Origin of the sequence: Companilactobacillus sp. HBUAS59699 (assembly GCF_036913575.1) — a bacterium.
In the GTDB taxonomy this organism is placed as follows: Bacteria; Bacillota; Bacilli; order Lactobacillales; family Lactobacillaceae; genus Companilactobacillus.
Genome location: NZ_JAYKTV010000007.1, coordinates 1 through 26,644, shown reverse-complemented (window position 1 = coordinate 26,644; position 26,644 = coordinate 1). Strand labels below are relative to the sequence as shown.

At 37.5% G+C, this 26,644-nt stretch carries 26 protein-coding genes and 1 pseudogene; 20 read left to right on the top strand and 7 right to left on the bottom strand.

All coding sequences use genetic code 11. The features are described from left to right. Positions 1-47: 47 nt before the first annotated feature. The 3 genes from U8519_RS11435 to U8519_RS11425 form a co-directional block, all read right to left on the bottom strand. Positions 48-1,187, bottom strand: a complete 1,140-nt coding sequence (locus tag U8519_RS11435; RefSeq protein WP_334330447.1) for an ArgE/DapE family deacylase — start codon at positions 1,185-1,187, stop codon at positions 48-50. Between the two features lie 105 nt (positions 1,188-1,292). After that, a complete protein-coding gene (locus U8519_RS11430) occupies positions 1,293-2,696 on the bottom strand; it encodes a C69 family dipeptidase (RefSeq protein ID WP_334330446.1) in 1,404 nt (467 codons plus the stop codon). Between the two features lie 66 nt (positions 2,697-2,762). Further along, complete coding sequence (locus tag U8519_RS11425; RefSeq protein ID WP_334330445.1) at positions 2,763-3,209, bottom strand: MerR family transcriptional regulator; 447 nt, start codon at positions 3,207-3,209, stop codon at positions 2,763-2,765. Between the two features lie 105 nt (positions 3,210-3,314). On the opposite strand from U8519_RS11425, the gene U8519_RS11420 reads away from it, so the two are divergent. The 7 genes from U8519_RS11420 to U8519_RS11390 all read left to right on the top strand — a co-directional run bounded on the left by U8519_RS11420 (position 3,315) and on the right by U8519_RS11390 (position 10,072). Continuing rightward, on the top strand, positions 3,315-4,343 hold the full coding sequence (locus U8519_RS11420) for an SDR family oxidoreductase (protein ID WP_334330444.1): 1,029 nt from the start codon (positions 3,315-3,317) through the stop codon (positions 4,341-4,343). Between the two features lie 143 nt (positions 4,344-4,486). Then, on the top strand, positions 4,487-5,224 hold the full coding sequence (locus U8519_RS11415) for a class I SAM-dependent methyltransferase (RefSeq protein ID WP_334330443.1): 738 nt from the start codon (positions 4,487-4,489) through the stop codon (positions 5,222-5,224). Between the two features lie 65 nt (positions 5,225-5,289). Further along, entirely contained in the window at positions 5,290-5,589 is a 300-nt protein-coding gene (locus tag U8519_RS11410; RefSeq protein ID WP_334330442.1) for a DUF2316 family protein, read from the top strand. A gap of 753 nt (positions 5,590-6,342) precedes the next feature. After that, a complete protein-coding gene (locus U8519_RS11405) occupies positions 6,343-7,080 on the top strand; it encodes an amino acid ABC transporter ATP-binding protein (protein WP_334330441.1) in 738 nt (245 codons plus the stop codon). Positions 7,081-7,094: 14 nt separating this feature from the next. Next, positions 7,095-8,555 (top strand): amidase, encoded by a 1,461-nt coding sequence (locus U8519_RS11400; RefSeq protein ID WP_334330440.1) that lies wholly within the window; start codon positions 7,095-7,097, stop codon positions 8,553-8,555. A 15-nt stretch (positions 8,556-8,570) separates the two neighbouring features. After that, on the top strand, positions 8,571-9,428 hold the full coding sequence (locus U8519_RS11395; protein ID WP_442892154.1) for a transporter substrate-binding domain-containing protein: 858 nt from the start codon (positions 8,571-8,573) through the stop codon (positions 9,426-9,428). After that, entirely contained in the window at positions 9,428-10,072 is a 645-nt protein-coding gene (locus tag U8519_RS11390; protein WP_334330439.1) for an amino acid ABC transporter permease, read from the top strand. Before U8519_RS11395 ends, U8519_RS11390 begins: the two co-directional genes overlap by 1 nt. A 79-nt stretch (positions 10,073-10,151) precedes the next feature. Here the strand turns inward: U8519_RS11390 and U8519_RS11385 are convergent, their stop codons facing one another. After that, on the bottom strand, positions 10,152-10,994 hold the full coding sequence (locus U8519_RS11385; RefSeq protein WP_334330438.1) for a mechanosensitive ion channel family protein: 843 nt from the start codon (positions 10,992-10,994) through the stop codon (positions 10,152-10,154). A 195-nt stretch (positions 10,995-11,189) separates the two neighbouring features. Here U8519_RS11385 and U8519_RS11380 point away from each other — a divergent pair, with 195 nt between their 5' ends. Genes U8519_RS11380 through U8519_RS11370 form a run of 3 tightly spaced genes read left to right on the top strand, consistent with a single transcriptional unit; the run spans position 11,190 to position 13,846 of the window. Beyond that, positions 11,190-11,756, top strand: coding sequence for an NADPH-dependent FMN reductase (locus U8519_RS11380; protein ID WP_334330437.1), 567 nt, complete (start codon positions 11,190-11,192; stop codon positions 11,754-11,756). Positions 11,757-11,777: 21 nt separating this feature from the next. Then, on the top strand, positions 11,778-12,908 hold the full coding sequence (locus U8519_RS11375) for an NAD(P)H-dependent oxidoreductase (protein WP_334330436.1): 1,131 nt from the start codon (positions 11,778-11,780) through the stop codon (positions 12,906-12,908). Between the two features lie 2 nt (positions 12,909-12,910). After that, complete coding sequence (locus tag U8519_RS11370) at positions 12,911-13,846, top strand: FAD:protein FMN transferase (RefSeq protein ID WP_334330435.1); 936 nt, start codon at positions 12,911-12,913, stop codon at positions 13,844-13,846. A 207-nt stretch (positions 13,847-14,053) separates the two neighbouring features. On the opposite strand, the gene U8519_RS11365 is transcribed toward U8519_RS11370, so the two are convergent. Next, the gene (locus U8519_RS11365) at positions 14,054-14,287 is read right to left on the bottom strand and encodes a hypothetical protein (protein WP_334330434.1); all 234 of its coding nucleotides are present in this window, start codon (positions 14,285-14,287) and stop codon (positions 14,054-14,056) included. A 173-nt stretch (positions 14,288-14,460) separates the two neighbouring features. Beyond that, positions 14,461-14,676: a hypothetical protein gene (locus U8519_RS11360; protein ID WP_334330433.1), complete on the bottom strand. Its 216-nt coding sequence runs from the start codon at positions 14,674-14,676 to the stop codon at positions 14,461-14,463. Between the two features lie 107 nt (positions 14,677-14,783). Between U8519_RS11360 and U8519_RS11355 the strand changes: the two genes are divergently transcribed. The 3 genes and pseudogenes from U8519_RS11355 (at position 14,784) to U8519_RS11345 (ending at position 18,117) form a co-directional block, all read left to right on the top strand. Continuing rightward, positions 14,784-15,365 carry a peptidylprolyl isomerase gene (locus U8519_RS11355; RefSeq protein ID WP_334330432.1) on the top strand — a complete coding sequence of 194 codons (582 nt, stop codon included), beginning with the start codon at positions 14,784-14,786 and terminating at the stop codon, positions 15,363-15,365. 17 nt (positions 15,366-15,382) lie between these two features. Beyond that, entirely contained in the window at positions 15,383-15,733 is a 351-nt protein-coding gene (locus tag U8519_RS11350; protein ID WP_334330431.1) for a DUF2200 domain-containing protein, read from the top strand. Positions 15,734-15,924: 191 nt separating this feature from the next. Further along, positions 15,925-18,117: pseudogene (locus U8519_RS11345) on the top strand (Tex family protein). 191 nt (positions 18,118-18,308) lie between these two features. Here U8519_RS11345 and U8519_RS11340 read toward each other — a convergent pair. Further along, on the bottom strand, positions 18,309-19,472 hold the full coding sequence (locus U8519_RS11340; protein ID WP_334330430.1) for a cation:proton antiporter: 1,164 nt from the start codon (positions 19,470-19,472) through the stop codon (positions 18,309-18,311). A 279-nt stretch (positions 19,473-19,751) separates the two neighbouring features. On the opposite strand from U8519_RS11340, the gene U8519_RS11335 reads away from it, so the two are divergent. From U8519_RS11335 to U8519_RS11305, 7 genes are all read left to right on the top strand, one after another. Beyond that, entirely contained in the window at positions 19,752-20,939 is a 1,188-nt protein-coding gene (locus U8519_RS11335; protein ID WP_334330429.1) for an extracellular solute-binding protein, read from the top strand. A 79-nt stretch (positions 20,940-21,018) separates the two neighbouring features. Then, the gene (locus tag U8519_RS11330) at positions 21,019-21,897 is read left to right on the top strand and encodes a carbohydrate ABC transporter permease (protein WP_334330428.1); all 879 of its coding nucleotides are present in this window, start codon (positions 21,019-21,021) and stop codon (positions 21,895-21,897) included. Next, a complete protein-coding gene (locus U8519_RS11325; protein ID WP_334330427.1) occupies positions 21,890-22,708 on the top strand; it encodes a carbohydrate ABC transporter permease in 819 nt (272 codons plus the stop codon). Before U8519_RS11330 ends, U8519_RS11325 begins: the two co-directional genes overlap by 8 nt. Positions 22,709-22,718: 10 nt before the next feature. Then, positions 22,719-23,810: an ABC transporter ATP-binding protein gene (locus tag U8519_RS11320; RefSeq protein WP_334330426.1), complete on the top strand. Its 1,092-nt coding sequence runs from the start codon at positions 22,719-22,721 to the stop codon at positions 23,808-23,810. A gap of 5 nt (positions 23,811-23,815) precedes the next feature. After that, on the top strand, positions 23,816-24,661 hold the full coding sequence (locus U8519_RS11315; RefSeq protein WP_334330425.1) for a metallophosphoesterase family protein: 846 nt from the start codon (positions 23,816-23,818) through the stop codon (positions 24,659-24,661). A 95-nt stretch (positions 24,662-24,756) separates the two neighbouring features. After that, positions 24,757-25,296 (top strand): GNAT family N-acetyltransferase, encoded by a 540-nt coding sequence (locus U8519_RS11310; RefSeq protein ID WP_334330424.1) that lies wholly within the window; start codon positions 24,757-24,759, stop codon positions 25,294-25,296. A gap of 89 nt (positions 25,297-25,385) precedes the next feature. Continuing rightward, entirely contained in the window at positions 25,386-26,231 is an 846-nt protein-coding gene (locus tag U8519_RS11305; protein WP_334330423.1) for an aldo/keto reductase, read from the top strand. The last annotated feature ends 413 nt before the right edge of the window (positions 26,232-26,644 follow it).

Below are 26,644 nucleotides of genomic sequence, written 5' to 3'. Positions count from 1 at the left end.
TCTACATAGACTACATTCAATGCTTATAATTGTCTATTGATTTGATATTACAAATATTTAACAAAAATATCCTTGTACATATCGATAAATTTTAAGTACATATCTTTATTTACATATTCATTAACTTGATGTGGGGTGTCGTTTCCGGGTCCAAACATAACAAAGGCAAAGTCATCTGGTTTGTCACGCAAAAACATGGCTGCATCAGTTGTTCCAGCTACACCATACTTGCCGATGTCTAATCCAGTGTGTTCTTTGGCAACTTGACTCGCTACCTCGAGTAACTTGGAGTGATCAGAGGCTTTGACAGGATTTAATTTCATAATTACTTTGAGACTCAAATGATAGTCATCATTTTTAGCGTTTAAATCATCTATTAATTTAGTGATATCTTCTAAGACTTGATCACTAGTGTATTCCGGTAGAGTTCGGGAGTTGATCTCAGCTTCAGCGTGTCCAGGAATAGCATTGACTTGTGTACCGCCGTTGATAGTTGTGACGTTGAAAATAAAATCTCCCATGACGGGATCAGTTTTATTTGTATTTTTGAATTGTTTATTTGCTTGTGATAAGAAATCTAGAAGGTGGTCGATAGCGTTGTTACCAGATTGTGGCATCGAGCTGTGTGCGGCCTTTCCTTCAGAAATCACTTTGATATCAAGAGATCCCATGTGCGTATAAACGAAGTTGTAGCCACCTGGTTCACCGATCAATAGCGCGTCAGCATCGTCCATATAACCTTCAGAAGTCAGTTGATCAGCACCGTATTCACCAACTTCTTCGGCAATAGTGGCTAATAATCGGATGGTACCGGTCTTAGGTAATTTTTGTTCATGGAGTTCGATCATTGCGATAACTAGTGCGGACAGACCACTCTTCATATCGACAGCACCTAGTCCGTAGAGATCACCATCTTTTTCAGTCAGCTTGAATGGATCGGTCTTCCATTTGGAATTATCGCCTGCATCGACAGTATCCATGTGCCCGCTGACGGCCAATACCGGTTTGCCAGTACCAATTTCTGCAACTAAGTTGTAGCGGGTGTCAGAATATTTGATAGTTTTTGATTCAATACCATACTTAGAAAATAATTTTTGTAAGTATTCTGCCACTTCTTTTTCATGGTCATTCGCAGTATTGATGGCAACTAGATCAGATAACACTTGAATCTTTTCTGTGTCCTCCATAATTGGATCTCCTTTTTATTAATAGTTTACATATGTTAATTGTAGTACATAATCATTGCTGAGATGAAAAAAGAGCCAGAGAATTTTATCTCTGACTCTAATAAATTAATCATTCAAGTTGTATCTAAGTTTCATATGTTCTGAACCCATAATGACCATGTCGCCGAGCAATTTAGTTTGTAGTTTCAGAGCTTTGTCAGCTAATTTCTCGTTAGCTTGTTCTAACTCTTCGGTAATATTTTGACCAAGATGAGCGTCAGTTTGGTTTTGAATCTCACGATAAGCACTCATGGCATCGAGTTCGTAATCATTACGCATGTCAACGTAGAGATCATAATCAGTATCACCAAGTAGGGCGGTAGTTGTACTCAACCAATACATGTTATTGAGATCAAAGGTACCTGTGGCGTCCTTATATGGTGCAGGTGTGTCGTTGATATTGGTATAGAATGGTACGACGGTGTTAAAGGTATTAGCACCATAAGCCAGCCATTGAATTCCAGCAATTTCAGCAGGAACGTTGTTTCTGACTTGTAGAATATGAACGTTGTGATTGCGGTTGATACCAATAGGACGGAAGAGCTTCTTATCAGACTCAGTTCCGTTGCCATAAGGATCGTACTTAGTATTTTCGAAGTGGGAACTCAAGACGAACTTAACGTCTTCAATAGAAATCTTACGATTGGCATGGCAGATGAATGGTAAGTCTTGTTCCATAGGATCTTGTTTGATCTCAGGATTGAAATATTGTTGACCGTACCAAGTACGTGGATTGTTGTAAACAGTATCCTTGATCGTTGCACTACCAAAAATATGACGAAGATTGTACTTGCCATTCAGATCAGGATTGAGATTGTACTTTTCGATCATATCTTTTAAGTCATCAGAACTCATAGTGTCATCGGAATCGAAGTCGAATACATCAATATTCATTCTGTTAGGTGCAACGACATAGGCATCGTCAGGAATACGCTTTGCGGCCCAGTGATGTCCACCGATTGTTTCTAACCACCAAACTTCATTGTTATCAGAAAAAGCAATTCCGTTGGTTTCATATGTACCGTATTTTTCAATGATATCTCCCAAGCGTTGAACACCTTCACGGGCACTGTGAACGTATGGAAGCACTAGTGTTACTAAATCTTCCTCACCAACTCCGCCGTCAATTAATGGATCGGCACCGAGCACTCGTGAATTAGTAGTGATAGTCTCAGTAGCTGACATTGTCACGTTGTCGCTATTAATTCCGGCAGCAGGCCAAATACCGTTGTCTAAGATAGCGTTAGGGATGGATGTGTAGCGCATTGGATCATCAGGTAAGTCGATTTCTACCTTACTGATAACTGATTGATAGTGTCTGGGTTGATCTTCTGGTTGAACGACCACGAAGCGTTGGGGGTCGAGAGCCTCGTGACCATCGTCATTTCTAGAGATGATAGTTGAACCGTCGATCGAAGCCTTTTTTCCGACTAAGATCGTTGTACATGAACCTTTGATACGTTTTTTCATAAATGAAAGAACACTCCTTTTTGAGATTATTAGAACTATTATAACCTTTCTAAGAAAAGTTCGAAATCAATTAGTACTGAATGGGTCAGCTAAGTGCAGATTCTTTTTTTCCTGTTGTACATATTTCACTTGAGAAGCAACAATCTCTCTGGCATTTCCAGAAGTGTAATGATCGATTTTTTGGTCGATCTCTTTAAGATTCTTTTTTAAAGTTTGTTCCTCCATTAAAATGTGTTGCTTGTGTTTAAGTAGGAGTTCTTTTCGCTTGTCGATCGATTTTGGCCCTTCCATGCAATAATCAATGTACTGTTTGATATCACGAATGGGCATTCCGGTGTCTTTGAGGCAACAGATCGTCTTGATAAATGCCATATCGGATCTAGTAAAGACACGATATCCTGCATCATTTTTTGATACAAATGGTAGAAGGCCACGTTTGTCATAATATCTGATTGTCGAGATAGATAGATTGAAATATTTTGCTATATCTTTGATTGAAAAAGTAGGTTCCATTTTTTACACTCCTAAAATATTTGCCCTGAACTATGGTTTAGGGTTTATTCTCATTATTAATAAAAGCACATCGATATTTCGATTACAAAAGATAAGGAGAATAAAATGAAAAAAATAGTGTTGGTAACAGGTGGAACGGGATTCTTAGGGATGGAATTGATTTTGCAATTACTTCAACAAGGATACATAGTTAGAACAACTCTGAGATCACTCGCGAACAAGACTAAGATTGTCGATACGTTAAAGAAAAATGGAATTGAATCTTTTGATGATTTGAGTTTTTTTGAGGCTGATTTGGCTAGTGATGACAATTGGGAAGCAGCTATGAGTGGCTGTGACTATGTCTTTAGCGTTGCTTCACCAGTATTCTTTGACATACCAGACAATGAGGCCGATGCGATCCGTCCGGCGATTGAAGGAATAGGCAGAATTTTGAAATTCGCGAATAAAGCAAAAGTAAAGCGAGTAGTGATGACGTCAAACTTTGGAGCAATTGGCTTTAGTAAGAAAAAGCATGACGTTCCGACAACTGAAACTGATTGGACGGATGAAAATCAACCAGGTATTTCTCTTTACGAAAAATCGAAGTTACTAGCTGAAAAGGCCGCCTGGGAATATGTACAGCGTTCAGATGTTGATTTAGAGTTTGTGACGGTCAATCCGGTAGCTATTTTTGGACCATCGTTAAATGGTCATTTTTCAGGTAGCTTTGACTTACTAAAGAACTTATTGGATGGGTCAGAAAAATTTTTGGTAGATATTCCCTTGAATATTGTAGATGTCAGAGATGTGGCCGATATTCATATCCGAGCCATGATGACACCGGCGGCAGATGGACAGCGGTTTATTGCTTCAGCAGACGGACAAATTTCTATGTCAGAAATTGCCGAATTATTAAGAACAAAAAGACCAGAATATGCTACTAAAATACCAACAAGGATTGTTCCTAATTGGTTGATCAAGATGGCGTCCTTGTTTAATGAGCGGGCCAAAGAAGGAAAAATGTTCATTGAAATGAACCGTAATGTTAGTAATCAAAAAGCTAAGGATATTTTGAAATGGCAACCGAGGTTCAATAATCAAACAATTATTTTAAATTCGACAGATAGTATGATTTATCACAAACTTTTCTAAAAGCATAGACGAGCAGATTTTATTGCGTTAAGTTATAGCTGAGAAGTTAAAAAATAACTTTGGAGGTCAGAAAAATGATTGCCTTTAAGAGAGTATTACTCCATGTAGTCTCAAGATAAAATACAACTACATGGAGATAAAAAATGAAAAATATTTATGATAATGAAAAATTCTTTGAGAAGTACAGTCAGATGAATCGGAGTGTAAAAGGTTTAGCTGGTGCTGGAGAGTGGAGTACGTTGCGGGCGCTGTTACCAGATTTCTCTAACAAAACAGTGCTTGATCTTGGCTGTGGGTATGGATGGCACGATAGATATGCCATCGATAATGGAGCACGTAGAGTCTATGGCGTTGACATGTCTGAAAAGATGCTTGCTGTAGCTAAAGAAAAAACTCATTCAGATCGGATCACCTATTTACATGACGATATTTCTAAGATTGTATTTGAAGACAACAAATTTGATGTGGTCATTAGTTCCTTAGCGTTACACTATATTGCTTCGTTTGACGAGATAGTAAAGAGAATTAACAAGTATCTTAAACCTGCTGGCACATTTATTTTCTCAGTGGAGCATCCTATTTTTACTGCTCAGGGTAGTGAAGAATGGAATTATAATGACGATGGTCAGATAAAAGATTTTCCGGTAGATAATTATTTTTATGAAGGAAAAAGAGAATCAGATTTCTTAGGTGAAAAGGTGGTCAAGTATCATAAAACCTTGACTACTTACTTAGATGGATTATTGACTAATGGCTTTCGAATCGATCGAGTCGTTGAACCAATGCCACCCAAAAATATGATGGATATTCCCGGTATGAAAGATGAAATGCGCCGTCCAATGATGTTGATCGTTTCGGCTACTAACAACAAAAAGTTCTAGATTGAAAGTTTTAATTCAGAATGATATTTTATCCGTTAAAGCCACATATGACAGGAGGAATCGCCATGTCATTGACGAAAGAACAACGAGAATCGACAGTTAGAGAATTACATCAGAACTTAGCGTTATCAGATTTGACTTTAGATCAGGTTGCTGAAGATTTAGGAACGACACCAGAAATGATCGAAGAAATTTCTAATTTACGAGTAGATTCGATGGAGCAGCCTTGGATCTTGAGAAATTATTTGCTTAAAAAAATCATTGCGGTTGGTAAGGAACCAATTTCATTTACAGCTTTAGTTGGTGATTATCATGATTACTGGTTTTTAGATACTAAAGTTATTGACGAGGGTAGGATTAAATAGCTTTAGGTAAGGTGAAGTATGGCCGCTTCCGGTCAGCAGTAATTCCATCAGTGGCGGGACCGATTGGAGCCATAAAGCGGTCTCCAATCTTGCTTTCTTGCTTTGCATAAACCACAAATCAAGAAAGGCATCCAGTGCTGTAAATGTGGGAAAACCGCCCGCATTAACATCACTTTCGCTACTGATTCCATTACTGCTGACCTCCAGCTAAAGATCGCAAAAAATAATAGTACTTAACAACAATTTGGATGTAACTATATCTGTTTGTGGTTGGGTACTATTTTTTATTTAAAAAATATAAAATTATTACTAATTAATGCATTGGCTACTAAATAGCAGTAACACGTAACAACAATTTGGATGCAATTCCGTCAATTTGTTGTCACGTGTTATTTTTTATCTATAGAATATGAAACTACTACTAAGAAAAGGATGAACTTAGTAGTAGCACAATTCCAGCTGACGGTGGGTAACAATGGAATCCGCCGTAATAGTGTACTAAGCGATTTATCGCTTAGTACACTGGACGACTTGGAAGACTACAGGCTTCCAAGCGAGGCTTAAGACGAAGACTTAAGCCGGTCCCCAGGCAGATGGAATTGTTACCCACCGTCAGCGGCATTCAACCGACCCCCCACATATTTACACTAAAAAAATCATTAAATAATATCGAAAAAATTGTAAAGGTTAACGTTTGTAATTAACGATTTTAATCGGTATCTTTTAGATGGTTGTTTGTGAAAGGAGGGTGCAATGGAGAAAATGATATCGGTCCATCAGCTTGTGAAGAGCTTTGATAATGAAGCTGTTTTGAAAGGATTAGACTTGACTGTGGATAAGGGTGAAGTAGTCGTGGTTATTGGTCCATCTGGATCTGGTAAAAGTACATTATTACGATGTTTGATTGGATTAAACGACATCACAAGTGGAACAGTATCGATCGAGGGTGAAGCTTTCACTAGTGAAAGCATTGTTTCTAAGAGCGCAAGAAGAAAAATGGGCTTTGTCTTTCAACACTTTAATTTATTCCCCAACTTGTCAGTATTAGATAATCTCACTCTTTCGCCAGTGAAAAATAAAATCATGACCGCAAAAGAAGCTGAGAGGGTCGCTCTGGAATTGTTGGGAAAGGTCAAACTAGAAAACAAAATAGGCAGTTCGGTCAATTCTTTATCGGGTGGAGAACAACAGCGAGTCGCTATTGCCAGAGCTTTGGCGCTGAATCCGGAAATAATGTTATTCGATGAGCCGACTTCTGCCTTAGATCCAGAGACGGTAAAAGATATTCTGAATATCATAAAAGCCTTGGCTGGAACTGGAATGACGATGGTTATTGTGACTCATGAGATGTCATTTGCCAAAGAAATTGCGGACAAAGTTATTTTTATGGATGACGGCAAGATACTAGAAGTCGATACACCGGATAATTTATTTAATCGGCCACAGAATAAGCGGACGAAGGATTTCTTGGACAAAATTATTTATATGTAGGGGGGATTTTGAAAGTGAAAGATGCAACGCATCTAGCTAATTTATTAGAAACTAAGCAGATCAGTCGCAAAGAATTGATCGATGATACTTTATTGCGTATCAAAAAAAGTAATAATTACTTAAATAGCCTGATAGATTTCGATGAGTCAACATACTTAGAACGTTATTTATCAATTGATGATACGAAACTTTCAGATACCGTGTTTAAAGGAATACCAATTCCATTAAAGATCTTAGGTCAGAGCAAATATGGATTTTTGGATACGTCAGCCTCAAGGTTATTCAAGAATAATACGGCTACTAAGACTAATAATTTTGTCAAAAAAATCGAAAGTTTAGGTTTAATCCCGATTGGTAAGACTAATGCACCAGAGTTCGGTTTTAAGAATGTGACTGATTCAAGTTTGTATGGAGATTGTCATAATCCGTGGAATTTAGATTTTTCGGCTGGTGGTTCCAGTGGCGGAGCTGCTGCAGCTGTTGCCAGTGGCATGTTTCCACTTGCTGGAGCTAGTGATGGTGGTGGTTCGATCAGAATCCCGGCTTCATTTACCAGTTTGATCGGTTTGAAACCGACTAGAGGAGTGATGCCGGTCGGACCTGGTGGATATCGTGGCTGGCAAGGGGCGTCGATCGACTTTGGATTGAATGTGTCAATGCGTGATACTAAGAAATTATTCTACGGAATGCGTGGAACGACTACAATAGCACCATTTCAAGCACCAGAGGTGGAATGGACAGGCGGAAAAACTAAATCGAAGCTAAAAATCGCATACAGTTTTGAGTCACCGATCGGCACACAAGTTTCTGAAGACGCGAAGTTTGCCATGCTCAAAGCGTTACAAGTCCTAGAGGATGCTGGTTTTGAAGTAGTGCCCATTAAGTATCCTATCAACGGGATTTCGTTGATGAATTCTTACTATAAGATGAATGCTGCTGAGACCGCTAAAATGTTTTGTTCAATTGAAAAAACTCTACAACGAAGAATAACCCGAGACGATATGGAATTGATGTCATGGGGATTGTATCAATATGGATTGAATATTTCAGCAGTTGAATACAGCCAATCTTTTGATGAGTGGGATAGTGCGGCTGAAATCATGGAGAGAAATATTTTTGGCAACTTCGACTTATTTTTAACGCCGACAACAGCCTTTACAGCTCCAAATCTTAAGACTGATTTACAGTCGGATAAGATTCGTAATAGTTTGATCAATATTTCTGAAGTTACCAAAAAGGAACAGTCAGAGATTGTTTACGATATGTTTTATGAGAGTTTGAAACTCACTCCATTTACGCAGCTGGCTAATTTAACTGGTGAACCGGCAATAAGTTTGCCAGTTTGGATAGGGAATAACGATTTGCCGATTGGCGTGCAATTCATGTCTGGCAAAGGACGTGAGGATCTCCTTTTTCGTGTAGGAGAATTATTTGAAAACACTAAAGCTTTAGAACTACCAAAATATTATAGATAATTTGAGGGATTAAGGATGAAGAAAAAAGTAGCGATAGTTTTAAGTTTTTTGATGATATTGGTCTTATTTATATCGGGTTGCTCAAAGAGTAGTAGCTCTGCTTCAGATGATAGTTTAAAAAAAGTAAAAGATAAAAAAGAATTAGTGATCGCCACTTCGGGAACACTTTTTCCTAGTTCTTATTACAATAAAGACAATAAATTAACGGGTTATGATGTGGAAGTTGTCAAAGAAGTAGCGAAACGAATGGGCGTCAAAGCCAAATTTAAAGAATACAATGTCGATGGACAAATTGCTTCTCTAGAAAAGGGTGAATCAGATGTTGCTGCGAACGATTTTGGTATCACCAAAGCCAAAGAAAAGAAATTTATGCTGAGTTCACCGATCAAACATTCGTTTGACAGTTTGATCGTTAGAAAGTCAGATAGTTCAGGGATTCATTCTCTGAAAGATTTGAAAGGTAAAAAAGCTGCCGGCGAGCCAAACACTGGTTACATGAAGATTGCCAAGCAATACGGAGCCCAATTAGTAACGTATGACAATGCGACTAATGATCAGTATTTAACCGATGTAGCTAACGGAAGAACGGATGTCATTATCAACGACTATTATCTTCAAAAGATGTCAGTCGCTGCCTTGCCTAAAATACCAGTTAAGATCCTCAAGGATGTGTACTTCAATGCTAATACGTCAGGTATCTTGATGAAAAAGCAGAGCGAAACTTTAAAAACTGAAATAAATAAACAGCTCAAGGCGATGAAAGATGACGGAACGTTAACCAAGATCTCTAAGCAATTTTTCACAGATGATGTTTCAAGTAAGCCTAAATATAAGATTCAAAAGACCGTCAAGATAAAGGATAATAACGACTAATGCAGTTAAATTTTGAATTGATGATCAAATCGATACCGTATATTTTACTGGGGCTACCTTACACATTAGGAATAAGCTTCGTGACATTTATCTTAGGTAATATCTTAGGAATTTTGATCACAGCATTGGGGATGGTTCCTAATAAGTTAGTAAAAAAACTTGTCAGAATATATATTTCATTCATTAGAGGAGTGCCGGCACTAGTTATTTTGTTTATTCTCTATTTTGGTTTGCCGTATCAACTGTCAGCTTTAGCGGCAACGATTATTTGTTTTACGTTAACTAGTAGTGCTTTTATCAGCGAAATTTATCGAGGTGCTATTACTGGGGTGGATAATGGTCAGTGGGACGCAGCCTATACTTTGAATCTGGGTTTTGGTACTACGATGATCAAAGTGGTTTTGCCGCAGGCGATTCGTATTTCGATACCATCTTTGGGGAATGTTGCCATGGATCTGTTGAAGGGAACTTCTTTGGCAGCGATGATTACTATTCCGGATATATTTCAACGTGCTAAGATCGTAGGTGGACGTTCTTTTGATTACATGTCCATGTATATTTTGGTTGCACTGATTTATTGGAGTTTGTGTGTATTGATCGAGTTGATTCAAAAAAAGATTGAGAGAAAATCTGATTATAACTAATTTAATAAATTATAAAAAACCGCGTGTTATGGCAAATGATAAGTGTATCTGAATTGTCGTAACGCGCGGTTTTAAAATATTATTTGGGCAGGTCAATACCAGCTTGATTCAAAGCTACCAAGTATTTTTTCATTAAGATATTTTTAACGTTGAATTGTTCACCATGTTTAGTGTAGGCGACAACTTGAATGACTAAAGTGCCGTCATTTAGATTGGAGAACCCTAAGATACTAGGTGCTTTAGTTATTTTCAAACTTTTGAGATCAAGTTCTTTATTAGTATGTGCAATAACTTGCTTGATCTGATCGAAGGGAGAATGACTAGAAACCGGTATTTCAACTAGGGCACGCATGTCATTACGTGATTGATTACTGACGACAGTAATATTACGATTAGGGATGAAGTTCAAAGTTCCATCGACACTTTTTAGTTGCGTGGTCCGAATCCCAACGTAGGTTACAGTTCCTTCGATACCGTTAATGTTGATATAGTCGCCGACACTTATTTGTTGCTCGAGTAGTATGAAGAAACCATTGACCATATCGGAAACGAATCCTTGTGCACCAAGACCAATTGCCAAACTGAAGATCCCGGCACCAGCAATCAAGGTACCGACTGGAATACCAATGGCTGATAGAATGGCGTAGATCCAAAAGAACAGTAATACATATCGAAAAATATTTAGAACGATCGTGTAAATGGTATCCATTTTATTCTGGGGAATAGGATTCTTACTTAGCTTTAGGTTACTATTAAAAATATGTTTGATGATCTTTTTACCGATCCAATTTATCAATAGTAAGACGATGGTTAAAAGGATCAGTTGGGCAACCACTGAAAGAATGTGTTGAGCGATTCCTTCCCAGTCGACTTTGAATAACATATTTTTTATGAAACGATTTATGTTAGCGGTGAGGTTCAAGATGGGACTTCCTTTCATAGCTTATTATTATATCTTATGAGGTCATAAGAATAAAATTCCAATATTTTAAATGAAATATATAATTTTGTATATATAAATCCTGAAAGCGCTTGCCTAAGGCGTGAATTAATATTAAAATTATATTTGTGAAGTATTTTGCAATTTGCAAAAATATCAGTTAACGGGAGGTTATTTATGAAAATTGAGGCTATCGTAGGTTCTAATAAGAAATTATCCTACAATCGTAAATTATTACAATTTATGAAGAATCATTTCACTGATGATGAAATACATATTAATGAAATAAAAGATTTTCCGATGTTCAATGAGAATTATCCAACTGGTGAAGAGGCTCATGATCCCGAGTTAGTTACAGAACTAGCTGAGAGAATTGAAGCAGCCGACGCTGTAATTATTGGATGTCCTGAATACAATCATTCAGTTCCATCTGCATTGAAGAGTGTCATTGAATGGTTATCATATCGCATTCATCCATTGCATGGCAAACCAATCATGATCGTTGGTGCATCGATCCATCCTCAAGGATCCTCTCGTTCACAGACTCATTTGCGTGAAATCTTGGATTCACCAGGTGTCTTCGCTGAAGTATTCCCTGGAAATGAATTTTTCCTTGGAACAGCTAAGAAAGCCTTTGATGATGATGGAGAATTGGTCAATCAAGGCACAGTTGGATTCTTAGAACAATGCTTTGAAGGATTCAAAAAATATGCGACAGAAATTAATGAATTTAATAACAAATAATCCAGGAAGGAAGAATATTCTATGAAACTTGTTGCTATTGTCGGTACAAACGCTGATTTTTCATATAACAGAAAACTTTTGGAATATATGAAATGGCATTTCAGAACTGCTGCCGAAATCGAATTACTAGAAGTTAAACAATTACCACCATTCAATGAAGACTTGCCTTACAGTGAACAAACAGAAGTCTGGAGATTCAATAACAAGATCAACAACGCTGACGGTGTTATTATCGCTACACCTGAGTACGATCATTCAATCCCTGCTGCTTTGAAGAGCGGTTTGGAATGGTTGTCATACAAGCATAAGACTATGAAAGAAAAACCAGTGATGATTGTGGGTGTTTCCTATGGAACACAAGGAACTTCACGTGCCCAACAACAATTGCGTCAAATGTTACTATCACCTGATTTGAATTCTAACGTCCTTCCTGGTAATGAGGTGTTAATTGGCAATGCCGCAAATACCTTTGACAAAAATGGTTTTGTGACAGATATTAATGTTGTTCATAATTTGGAAGACAGCTTTGCAGCATTCAATAGATTCGTAAAATCAAATATGCGTTATTTAGAAGAGGGAGACGATGACATGACAGAACCACATATCAGTAGTGAAGCAAAAGTGCAATTCCGCACAGGTAGTTTGAAAGTTAAAGAGATCCAACAAATCTTTAATACACTACCATTTGAAGTAGATTTTATCGACGATACAGATCATTTTGCATATTATTCAGATAAGCCTAACCGTGAGCACGTACGTTATCCATCTGAAATTGGTGAGAGTGTTGAAGAATGTCACCCACCAAAGGCTTTGCCAGCTGTTAAGGCAATTATGGATTCATTCAAACTTGGTACTAAAGACCATGTGGAACGTTGTTTGCCATTGAATGGACATAAAGTTTGGATCAACTACTTTGCTGTACGTGATGAAAACGGCAGATACTTAGGAACAATGGAATTCACTGGAAATGTTGGTCACCTTGTTAACTTAGTCAAAGATGGTAAATTTGATGGCTTCCCAGATGCTACTTCAGGTGCATCAAAACACGATGATGACGAAGAAGCAACTGGACCAGCAGCTGCCGCTTCTGAAGCTGATGCCACAACTGGTGCGTCAGAACATGATGAAGAAAACGAAGATAAGACTGAATAGTTATGATAGATGATTTGGCACAACATCGAGTTGATAAGACTGGATATGCGTTGGGAACAACTATCAATTTGACGACGTTTGGTACGATCGATGATTCTGGGGTCAATGAAGCATTCAACTTGATCGAGAACTATGAGGATCTATTAACTGTAAATCGTAGTCATTCAGAAGTGATGGCAATCAATCACGCTGCGGGTGTAGAAGCGGTTCAAGTGTCTAATTCAACTTATGAACTGGTGAAGACAGCTATTAAGTACAGCCGACAGGATTTTGGCTTCAATACAACGATCGGTCCATTAGTGAAACTATGGAAAATCGGTTTTGTCGGGGCTAATGTTCCTAGTGACGATGATATCAAGGAACGGATGAAATTGATCAGTCCCGAAGATGTTGAACTGAACGATAATAACCTGACAGTTTTTTTAAAAAAGCCAGGTATGGAACTAGATCTTGGCGGAATTGCTAAGGGTTATATCGCTGATCGGATCAGAGATCTATGGCGCTCGATGGGAATCGCCAGTGGAATCATCGATCTTGGTGGGAATGTCTTGCTTGTTGGAAATAGTCCTACTCATAGTGACAAGCGCTGGATCGTAGGTGTACAAGACCCAACTAGTGATCGAGGAGAAACCATTGGTAATGTTCAAATCGGTGAGTGCTCAGCCGTTACAACTGGCATTTACGAACGATATTTAGAAATCAATGGTAAGAAATATCATCACGTTATTGACCCAAGAACTGGTTATCCGCTAAAAACGGACTTGGCTGGAGTGACGGTTTTTGTAAAGAACTCCATTGAAGGTGAATTAGAGGCCAAACGTCTCTTCTTTGCAGGAGGACCAATTCCTGATTGGGGTGTTGGTAACGATGACCTCTATGGAGCGGTGTTGATATACAAAGATGGTAGCTTCACAGCTATTGACGTTAATGTAATATAGTTTATATGTTTAACCAAAATAGAGAGCGTGGCAAAACACGTTTAATTTCTGAGTATAACCGAAAAAGATCTGACATTTACGTAGTAAATGCCAGATCCTTTTTTTGTTAAACGGAAGAAATTGTGTTTTGACACGCGTTTACGCCGCAGATTCATACAGTTACCGAGTTATGTCACAACTTCTATTTTGGTACTTGGAAGGATCACGCTAATTATTTTCAAAACGATCGACCGCACGTTTTAAGTCATCGCAAGAATTGTAGTAGAGATCATCTTTTCCCCACTCGAAGAATTTATTAGGATCAACTGTATCTAACAATGCAAGAGCAGCCTTGACTTTTAGATCATCACCGAAGTAGTTTATCTCTGAATCTTCAGAAATCAATATCTTCATCACTTCACCGGTTTCTAAATCATGTCGTTCGATACCCATCTTTGACATTATTTTACTCCAAGATTTTTTATTTGCTGTTTTCACAACATAGTTAAAATTTCGTATTTTTTCTGTGAAAGACCGATTTTTTTGTAACGAGTGTTATAACGGTGAAAATGTATAATTACGATGGGATTTCTTTAGCTGTAATGATGATGCCCATTTAGGGTGGTATCCAATAATTAAAGATAGCGTGTAGCTTGTTTTAGGTCGCTACATAGTTTTATGAAAGCATCGTATTCTTCTTGACTGTCATAGTCAGGCTCTGATAATGACTCGATCAGGGTAATGGCAGCCTTTAATTTTAATTCATTGGAAAAATCATTTGTACCAGTGGCTTGAATTGTTAACTTTTCATTGTTGGTAATGTCGTGATTGGTGATTTCGAACGTGTGCATAAAAAAACTCCTTTGAGATAAGTTGTAAATTGAGTTATACCGCATAATTATTGGTATAATTTAAATTACGAGAAAAATATTAAAATGTACTTCGAAAAGGAGAAAAAATGTATCCACAATTAGATTTAGACAATGTAACTGGTACAAAGGTTACTATCAAAACAAATCATGGTGATATCAAAATCCAACTATTCGATGAATTAGTTCCTAAAACAGTTAAGAACTTCGTTGAATTAGCCAAAAAAGATTATTATAACGGCGTTATTTTTCACCGTGTAATTCCTGATTTCATGATCCAAGGTGGAGACCCAACTGGTACTGGTATGGGTGGCGAAAGTATTTATGGTGATGCTTTTGAAGATGAATTCTCAGATGAGTTGTTTAACTTAGATGGAGCACTATCAATGGCTAACGCTGGTCCGAATACTAATGGTAGTCAATTCTTTATTGTTTCCAATCAAAACATGCCTAAGCGAATGATCAAGCAAATGGCACCAGCTGGTTATCCAGAGGAAATCATCGCTGCGTACAAGAATGGTGGTACACCTTGGTTAGATCACAGACATACAGTTTTTGGTCAAGTTATCGATGGTATGGATGTGGTTCGAGAAATCGCCAAAGTAAAACGTGATCGTAATGACAAACCAAATGAAGATGTTGTTATGGAAAGCGTTGAAGTGGCTGAATAAAATTTGGAGATAAATTGATGGCAAATACACGTATATTTCAAATGACATTTGGGAGTATTTATCCGATGTATATTCAAAAGGTTGAACGTAAAGGACATCCAAAAGAAAATGTCGATAAGGTTATTTGTTGGCTGACAGGCTACGATCAAGACGGCTTGAAAGCTCAAATTGATTCAGAATCAACTATGACAGAATTTTTTGAACAAGCACCACATATCAACGACAATGTATCATTGATCACTGGGGTTATTTGTGGAGTCAGGGTGGAAGATATTGATGATCCACTCATGCAAAAAATTCGCTATATGGACAAGTTAGTTGATGAAGTAGCCAAAGGTAAGTCAATGGATAAAATATTGCGCAAATAATATTTCTATCAATCAAAATAGATCAGGTCGTGGGAATTAAGTAATTTCTCGAGCTGGTCTATTTTTCTTGCTCAAATTGAGATTTCTCACCACATGATGCATGATATAATTGCTAGCGTTATTTAAAAGAATTTTTGGAAGCCATAATGTTTAACTAAGAATAATTAATTTGATTAAAACTGGAGGGTTACATGGTAGTAAGTAAATCAAAAAAAGATTTGATCGATTTTGTTAAACCAGTTCAACAACAATTGAGTCAGTACAAAGTCCAACAAATTAAAGCAGTTTTGGAACTGCTGAGTGAAGACAATACTGTACCGTTTATTGCTCGTTATCGAAAGGAACGTACGGGAACTTTAGATGAAGTAGCCATTCGTGAGATTGAGGATGAAACACATCGATTGATGAAGTTGGATCAACGTCGTGAAGATGTGATCAGTTTGATCCAAGAACAAGGCAAACTAACACCTAAATTAAAGCAGCAGTTGGAACAAGCTACGGTCTTGCAACAAGTAGAAGACTTGTATCTTCCATACAAACAAAAGAAGCAAACTAAGGCTGGTATTGCACGAGCAGCCGGTTTGGAACCATTAGCAAATTGGTTATTGAGCTTTCCATCTGGAAACTTGAATAATAAAGCCAGTTCCTTCATAGATGCTGATAAAAAGTTACCTGATTTGGAATCAGTTTGGGCTGGAGTTCATGAAATATTAGCTGAAAAATTCAGTGAAAAAGCAAACTTTCGTGAATGGATCAGAGGATATACTTGGCAAAATGGTGAACTGACAAGCAAGGTAAAACGTGGTGCCAAAGAAAAAGACGAAGGCCAAACGTATGAAACATATTACGACTTCCAACAATCATTGAAACAGATTCCACCATATCGAATCTTAGCCATCAATCGTGGCGAGCGTGAAAAGATCTTGAATGTTGGTATTTCAATCGATACCGATGTGATTTTAAGATATGGTCATTCCAGAATAATTGGTCAACGAAAAGGTCCAGCCGTCACAAAGATCGAGGATGCTTTTTCTGATGCATACAAACGATTTTTAGGACCGGCTATTGAACGAGAGATTCGTCGTAAGTTATCTGATCAAGCCAATGAACATGCGATTAAAATTTTTGGCAATAACTTATATCATCTTTTAATGATGTCACCCTTAAAGGGCAAGGTGGTCATGGGCTTCGACCCAGCTTATCGAACCGGATGCAAATTGGCAATTGTAGATGCTAATGGCAGATTTTTGACTAAGCAAGTTATCTATCCTCATAAACCAGCAAATGCCGAGAAAAGGGCTGCTGCCAAGAGTGAATTCAAAAAATTACTGGAAGATTATCAAGTCGAAATGATTGCCATTGGTAACGGAACTGCTAGTAGAGAGTCAGAAGAATTTGTGAGTGAAATCCTCAAGACTTTGAAACGTCCGATTTACTATGTAATCGTTAATGAAGCAGGAGCTTCGGTTTATTCCGCAAGTGAGAATGCTCGTAAAGAATTCGGTGATCTTCACGTTGAAGAACGTTCGGCCATTAGTATCGGTCGTCGTTTGCAAGATCCATTAGCTGAGTTGATCAAGGTTGACCCTAAGGCAATCGGTGTCGGACAGTATCAACATGATGTGCCCGAAAAGGATTTGGACGAACAACTGGATCGAGTAGTAGAAACGGCTGTTAATCAAGTCGGCGTCAATGTTAATACAGCGAGTCCGGAGTTGTTGGCTCATATTTCTGGATTAACCGCAACGACAGCTAAGAATATCGTTAAATTTCGCAATGAAAATGGAACCTTCCATGATCGGAAATCTCTAAAGTCTGTTCCGCGTTTGGGACCTAAAGCTTATCAGCAGTCAGTGGGCTTCTTGAGGATCATTGCTGGAAATGATCCGTTAGATAATACCGACATTCACCCGGAGAGTTATGCGGCCACACGAAAATTATTAGACGGTATCGGGATGTCGAATGAAAAAATCGGTACTGACGAGATTCATCAAAGCCTGATGCAATTGAATAAGTCGGAGTAGGCTCAGAAATTGAATATCGGTGAGGAGACACTGACGGATATTATTGAGGGATTAAGTAAACCTGGTCGAGATCTCCGTGACAATATGCCAGCGCCACTGCTTAGACAGGACGTTTTGAGCATGTCTGATCTGAAGCCGGGGATGGAACTTCAAGGGACGGTCAGAAATGTGATTGACTTTGGTGCTTTTGTGGATATTGGAGTAAAGCAAGATGGCTTAGTCCATATATCTCAATTGGCCGATCGCTATGTCAGTGATCCTAGTACAGTAGTCACGATTGGTGATATTGTGACTGTCTGGGTATTAAGCGTTGATGAGACTCGCAATCGAATTCAATTGACAATGCGTAAAGATCATTAATGATTAAATTTAAAATGAGAGTGTGACAAAACATAGTCAGCTTTCGAGCATTAAGGCAAAGGAGCCTAGTAATCCGATTTTGGATTGCTAGGCTCCTTTGGTTTAAGCGGAAAAAGCTATGTTTTGTTGCGCGTTTATGCTGCATGTTTATGCAAAAAGGTAGTTATGTCACAACCCCATTTTTTAATCGGTTAATTCAAATCTTGTGGTGATCCTTTAGCGGCATGCTTGAGTAAGAATGGTGCAATCAATGTAGTCAGGATTACTGCTGCGATGATAGCTGAGTAGTAATCTGATGAGATCAATTTAGATTGGTAACCAATTTGAGCGATGATCAAAGCCATTTCACCACGTGAAACCATCCCAGCACCAACCATGTATGATTCACTCAGACTGAAATTGGATATTTTAGCTCCTAAACCAGCACCGAATAGTTTGGAAATAATCGCAACTATTGTCAGAACAACGATGAACCAAAGGTCGTGTTGAATTCCATTGAGTGTCATGTTCAGACCGATGCTTACGAAGAAGACTGGGATAAAAATAGCGTAGCCGATTGGTTCGATACTACGGTCGACTTCATCACGAACTTTTGTTTGAGAGATGGCAATTCCAGCGAAGAAAGCTCCCACAACTGAACTCAAGCCAATTAGATCGGCAATATATGCCATACCAAAACAAAGAATCATAGCCATGATAGTTGGCCCTACGGGAATGAATAGTTTTTCACCGATCTTTGCCATATATGGTGCGACAAATTTTACTACAAAGTAAATAGCCACGAAATAAATAATTTGTTCAGCGAAGGTTATTACTAGGGACGGACCACTTGAGGAAGTTTGACCACCTCCGAGCAGGCTGACCATCACACTTAAGATAACTACGGCTAAGATGTCGTCTACTACGGCAGAGCCAAGAATAGTAGCTCCAGCTTTGCCGTTCAAGACGTTCAGCTCCTTAAGAACAGCTACAGAGATCGAAACTGAAGTAGCCGCAAAGATAACACTTAGAAATAAACTTTCGACAGCATTCATATGGAACATCATTCCCACCCCATAAGTGAGAACAACTGGTACGATCACGCCCAGAATGGCTACCAAAAAGCTAGGTTTGAGATATTTCTTAAGCAGTTGCATATCGCTTTCGATGCCGGCGATAAACATAAGGATAATTACGCCCATTTCTGAGAAAACGTGAATAAATTCTGTTGGCTTGACCCAATTAAGAATAGCCGGTCCTAAAACGATACCGATCAGTAGTTGACCGATAACCGCAGGAACGCCGATTCTAGATGAGTAGTGGCCGACAATCGTTGTTGCAATTAGTATTAGGACTAAAATTCCTAAAAAACCCATAAATTATATTTCTCCTTTTAGTTAGTGGACTAAAAAAAGCCCCAAAATAACCCTCCTCACACCCCTGAGAAGGAATTACCTTGAAGCTTTCGCCAACCGATTTACTATATTTAATTTATAACATGATAACATATCAGTTTTATTACTGTATAGTCAGTTGCTTGAAAAAATATTGGCACAAAAATTTCTCAATATAAAAACTTTACACAAACAATACATTAAGTATATAAGAAATATACATTTATTCCCTAATATTGAGTTCATATAGGAGGGAAAGAATTGAAAACAAAATATTTTAAGCAATTTTTAGCTTTGGTTGGATTAGCTTTGATGGCAGTTGTATTTGCGGGCTGCTCATCAACTTCTAAATCTTCAGCCAAATCAGTCACACATATTACTTATTGGCACGTCAATGCTCAAACTCAAGGTGGGGCGACGGTTGATGAATTGGTCAAAGAGTTCAATAAAACTCACAAGGATATCAAGGTTACAGCTAAGTACAATCCAAATATGTATCAAGGATTGATGCAAAACCTCCAATCTGCGCAAGCTTCAGGAAAAGTTCCTGACGTTACACAAGTAGGTTGGGCTTATGATAATTACTTCGCTAGCAATTTCAAATACATGACACCAACTGATGCTGCTAAGAAGTTTGACGGTAATGACAAGTTTATTACTGACCATTTCACAACTAAGACTTTGTCATTTGCCAAGGATGCAAATAAGAAGTTAGTGGGATTACCTTATTCACTAAGTACACCAGTATTATTCATTAATAATGATCTATTAAAGCAATACAACGTCGATGTTAAATCTCTAGATACTTGGGAAGGTGTTCAAAAAGCCGCTAAGAGTATCAATCAACAGAGTGGAAAATATGGTCTATATATCCAAGAACCAGGTGATACATGGGCTCAACAAGCTATTATGTTAAGTAATGGTGCTGATATTCAAAAGAATGGTAAGGCAGCTTTTGCTAGTTCAAACGGTGAAGGTGCATACAAGCTTTATCAAGAAATGGTTACTGATAAGACAGCACTTCATACACCATGGGCTCAAGGGATGGATTCATTTGTTAAGGGCGATGTAGCTATGGCCTTTACAACCATTGCTCAAGCTTCACACATTAAGAAGGGTGCTAGTTTTAATGCTAGTGCTATTATTGCTCCTCATTTTGAAGGTCACAAAACAACTGTTCCAGTTGGTGGTTCAATGTTGGCCATTACAGCTCAAGACGAGACTCAACAAAAGGCTGCCTGGGAATTTGAGAAGTTCATGTTTAAGGCAAGTTCATCAGTTACTTGGAGTAAAGGAACAGGTTATCTACCTCCAACTAAAGATGCACTGGAATCAAAAGAATTCAAAGACTATGTGAATGAAAATCCAATGCTTGTACCAGCAGTTGATACTTTGGATAAGGCAATTCCATGGACATCATTCCCTAAGAATGGTTTACAAGCAGAATAAGCAATGATCGATGCCCGTGACAAGATTTTATCTGGTAGTGATATTTCGTCTACATTGAAATCGGCACAGGAAAAGATCAATGCACAACAATAAAAAAATATTACCGTTTATATATTTATTACCTACGGGATTATTGCTGACGATTTTTATGATTATTCCCATCATCTATACTTTCTATTTGAGTTTCTTTGATTGGAACTTGATTGCTCCGACTAAGGATTTTGTAGGGATGAGAAACTACATTGAAGTTTTCACAGATCCAGTGAATCAAAAAGTATTATTAAATACTTTCTTCTATATTGTTTTATTACTAATTTTGAATTTTGTTATTCCGTATCTTATTTCCTTGACCGTGAAATTTTTTATCAAGAGAATGCAAGGCGCTTATAAGATTATCTTTTTTATTCCCAGCCTATTTTCATTAGTAGTTGGGGCGATGATTTTTTCTTGGATATTGAATCCTGTTTCAGGACCAGTGGCATTTTTATTTAGATCGAGTGGTTTTGTTTTGCCTAACTGGACTAATTCAGGAGCATTGGCAATTGTTGTGTTATGTTTGATCACTAATTGGAAGGTCTTTGGTTATAACTTTATTTTGCTATTGACTGGGTTAGGATCCATTCCTAAGAATATCGTTGATGCTACTACGGTTGATCGAATTCCTAAATGGCGAATGATTTGGAATATTATCTTGCCAATGAATAAGAGTATTGCCATTTATGTTTTGATTTTAACGATCGTTCAGGGTTTGCAATACGTTTTTACCCCGATCAACGTTATTACTACGGGTGGACCATACTATGGATCGTCCAATGTCTTGTATCACACTTACTTGAATGCCTTTGTGCTCTATAAGACAGGTAATGCTTCGGCATTGGCAATCACCACATTTTTGATTTTTTTGATATTACTTTATTTAGAAATCAAATTTGTAGAAGGCAGGTCGAAGTATGAATAGTAAGAAATCTTCACTATGGCATTTGCCATTGATCATAATCGGTATTATCGCATTATTGCCGGTGTTGTTCATGATTTCCAATTCCTTCAAAACGTTACAAGAATCATATCAATCGATTTTGAGTCTAATACCTAGTAAACCAACGCTAGTCAATTACACGACTTTGAATCATCAAGTGAATTTGTTGCGTTTGATCTGGAATACCTTCTTTATGGCAACGTTAGTTACTTTAGGCAAGTTATTTACTGGTTTATTAGCGGCATACGCTTTTAGATACTATCGATTTAAGCATAAGAATCTGATTTATTTATTATTTATTTCAACGATTTTTGTACCATTTACAGTTGTCATGATACCTAACTACTTAGTTATTGCTAAGTTAAATTTGTTAAATAGTGTCATTGGTGTTGCACTGCCGCAGCTATGTGATGCTACGGGGATTATGATTTTCCTAAAAACAATGGAGAAGATTCCGGGGAGTTTGTTTGATTCATTGAAGATAGACAATATTCCTAATCGTCGAATATTCTTTAATATTGTTTTGCCGATTTTGAAGCCGAGCATTATTAGTGTGGGAGCTATGTTCTTCATTAACTCATGGAACGAATATGTTTGGCCAACATTGATTTTGAAAGACAAAGCTAGTTTTACTTTGCCATTAGCCCTCCAAAACTATATTTCTAGTGAAGGTGGAACTAACTTCCCGTTAGCCATGGCATTATCGTCGATCATGATCGTATTACCGTTGATCATCTATTTGATTTTTCAACGTTATATTTTAAATAGTATTAGTAACAGTGGACTCAAGTAAGGGGAATAGAATGAGCGATAATAATGCAACTATTGAATTAAAGAATATTACCAAGAAATTTAAAAATACTAAAGTTATCGATCAGCTGAATTTGGAAATTACAGCTGGAGAATTCTTAGTCCTGCTAGGTCCATCTGGATGTGGTAAATCCACCACTTTGCGCATGATTGCTGGTTTAGAATCGGCAAGTGATGGTGAAGTCTTAATCGATGGCGAAGATTTGAATAAAAAGGCGAATGATGGTCACACAATTGCGATGGTTTTCCAGGATTATGCTCTATATCCAAATATGACTGTCTATCAAAACTTAGAATACGCCTTGAAAGTTCATAAGGTTGCCAAGGATGAAAGACATCGCCGTCTAGAATCGATTCTAAAAACGTTGAACTTATCTGATTACAAAGATCGTTTACCGTCAGAACTATCTGGTGGTCAGAAACAGCGTGTTGCACTTGGTAGAGGGATGGCAAAGAAGAGTAAGATATTTTTACTCGATGAACCACTGTCTAATATTGATGTTCAATTACGAGAAAAAGCTCGTGATGAGATTCAAAATTTACATGATAAGAATAAACAGACTATTGTGTATGTTACCCATGATCAGTTAGAGGCCATGGCCTTAGGTGATCGCATTGCGGTTATGAATGATGGCATTATTCAAATGGTTGACACTCCTGAAAATATCTATAAAAATCCGACTAATTTATTTGTGGCCAAGTTTATTGGAACTCCGCAAATAAACGTCTTACCTGTTATTTATAGGGATGGATATTTGTGGGTCAGTGATCAAAAATCACTTCAAATCAGTCGAGCAACAAACCTTGAAGTGAAAGATTACTTATTGGGAGTTCGTCCAGAACATGTAACAGTATCAAAAGATTCGAAAAGTGAGTTATCTATTGAAGCTAAAGTAATTAAAGTTGTTGATTATGGAAGATTTACACAACTGACCTTGGGATTGAATGATTCGCGTACCATCAAGTCTGTTACTAAGGATATAAGCTGCAATGTTGATGATGTAGTCTACGTTGAGTTTAAAGAACAGACAAGTATTATTTTTGACAAAGATTCTCAAAAAAATATTTATTGGGATAGGATCTAACTTTGATGAAAACTAAAGAGTTAAAGATAGTTCAAATAACGGATACACATTTAACACCTCGTGGTGCCAAACCAGCCAATCACCAGCGGGTAGATCCGTATATAAAATTACAAAATATCTTTCAAGATATTGAATTGATGCCCGATCGCCCCGACATGGCTGTGATCAGTGGTGATTTAGTTCATGAAGGTGTGACATTTGATTATCAAAAGTTAAAGGATATTGTTGATTATCAAAGTGAGAGACTACATATTCCTATCTATGTTGTCTTGGGTAATCACGATCGGACAAGAGCATTCTATGAGGGTTACTTAGAAGAAGATCCACAAGAAAAGTACTATTACAGTATTGCAACAGGGTTATGCGATATTTATTTCATTGATAGTACTTATGGAAACATTGAACAAGGTTATATTGATCAGGCACAACTTGATTGGTTGAAGCAATCAATCAGTGACTCGGATAAAAAAATGTCTTTAATTTTTATGCATCATCCAGTTGATGGTCCGGCGATCACACATATGCGTTACAGTATTTTACAAAACAGCCAGGAATTGTTAGATCTTGTGAAGGGGACTAATGTCAGAGCCATCTTTTCAGGTCATATTCATTTCCCAACTGAGTTTAATCGTGAGAATATTTTATGCAGTACAGCTGATTCAAGTGCCTATCACATTAACTGTGATAATCACCACAATCACTTGGTAATGGATGCGACTAGTTATAACATCATTACAATTGAGGATGATAAAGTTGGAGTTGAGACTAGATTGCTTCTAATTCATGATGAGATCATCAATCAAGTTCCGATTGAAGATACTGACTTTGTTGATCCAGATATTTTTAAATAAATCGTAGGTGATATCTATCATTGATAGGTATCGCCTATTTATTTTTTTATAAAAGAGCATTAAAATAAATAAAAAATTAAGAAGTAGATGAAATTATGATAAAGATCAGATCCGCTCGTGTAAGTGATGCACAGACACTATTGAATATTTACAGTCCTTATGTTTTGGATACTACAATTACCTTCGAGAATGATGTTCCTACCATAGAAGAGTTCGCTGAACGAATTGAAACTATTTCCGAGAAGTATCCTTATTTGGTGGCTGAAAAGGACGGTAAAATATTGGGTTACGCTTATGCAAGTGCTTATAATGTCAGATCAGCTTATCAATGGACAGCGGAAACTAGCATTTACGTCGATGGCGATGCCAAAGGTGAAGGAATCGGTAAGTTACTCTATCAAAAGTTAGAAACTTATTTGACTGAGCAGGGGGTGGTTAATCTACTAGCATGCATTACTGAAGATAATCAGGGCAGTGTTAAATTTCATGAGAAACTTGGTTATGACTATATCGGTAAATTTAAAAAAGTGGGATTTAAGTTTGGCAGGTGGCTAGATATTGTTTGGATGCAGAAGACACTTAATGATCCCGTTTCTAACATGGATGATTTGAAATATTTTAAAAAAATTGGATAAAATCCTTGCTATAAAGTCCACTTGAAGGTTTATGATGCACTTACTGATTGAGAGAGATCAGTCTTAAACCTATTAAAGAAGGTATTCAAATGACACAATTAACAGAAACTTTCAAATTAAACAACGATGTAGAAATTCCTCAAGTAGCATTTGGTACATGGCAAATTCCAGCAAGTAAGGCTCATAAAGCAGTACTTGACGCTTTAACAGTTGGTTACCGTCATATTGATACTGCATTGGCTTATGGCAACGAGAAGGAAGTTGGACAAGCCGTTCGAGATTCAGGTATCGATCGTAGTGAGATTTTTGTGACGTCTAAGTTACCAGGTGAAACCAAGACTTACGATGGTACTCTAAGAGATTTCAATACGACTATGAATAACTTGGATATTGATTATCTAGACTTGTATTTGGTACATGCTCCATGGCCATGGGGACAAATGGGTTCTAATTATGATAAGGAGAATCTGGATGTCTGGCGTGCAATGGAAGAAATCTATAGCACTGGACGCGTGAAGGCAATTGGTGTCTCTAACTTCAATGTTCATGATCTCCAAAATGTTTTAGCAACAGCCAAAGTTAAACCGATGGTTGATCAAATCCAATATTATGTTGGCTACACAGAACCAAAGATTACTAAGTTTTCAAAAGATAATGATATTTTGGTAGAGGCATACTCACCATTAGCAACAGGCGGACTAGTTAATAATGCTGATATCAATGGGATTGCTAAGAAGTATCAAGTGAGTGTGCCACAATTAGCAATTAAGTTTGTTATCCAAAACGGCGTTTTGCCATTACCTAAGGCAACACAACTTCCTCATATAGAAGCTAATGCCAAATTAGACTTCACTATTAGCGATGATGACATGAAGATTTTGAATGATATGCCTGATACAGCTCCAATGGCATTCCATAATCCAACACAAGAATAGTTAATTAAGCATTCCGAATAGGGATGCTTTTTGTTTGTAATGAAGTCTATCAGGTATAACATTAGTACTAATTTCAAAATAGTTGTGATCTGTTCTGGCATGTAAATTGACTAAAGATATATGGCATGAATCGTTGACATACTATAGTAGGATTTTGTACAATATTACTTGAAGTTGCAATCGCAAATGATCGTGTAAATAAGTATTTTCAAAAAAAATGAAAAAAGTTTGAAAAAGTACTTGCAATGATGATACTCAACTAGTAATATATTACCTGTTGTTGCGATACAGCAACGGCGACAACGACTTCAGAGCTTCTTGCTCTCAAGTTGTTAAATAATTAATTTAAAAAAGTTCTTGACATCATGTTCGGTTCTTGATAAACTAATTAAGTCGCTTGTTAAGAAGTTCAC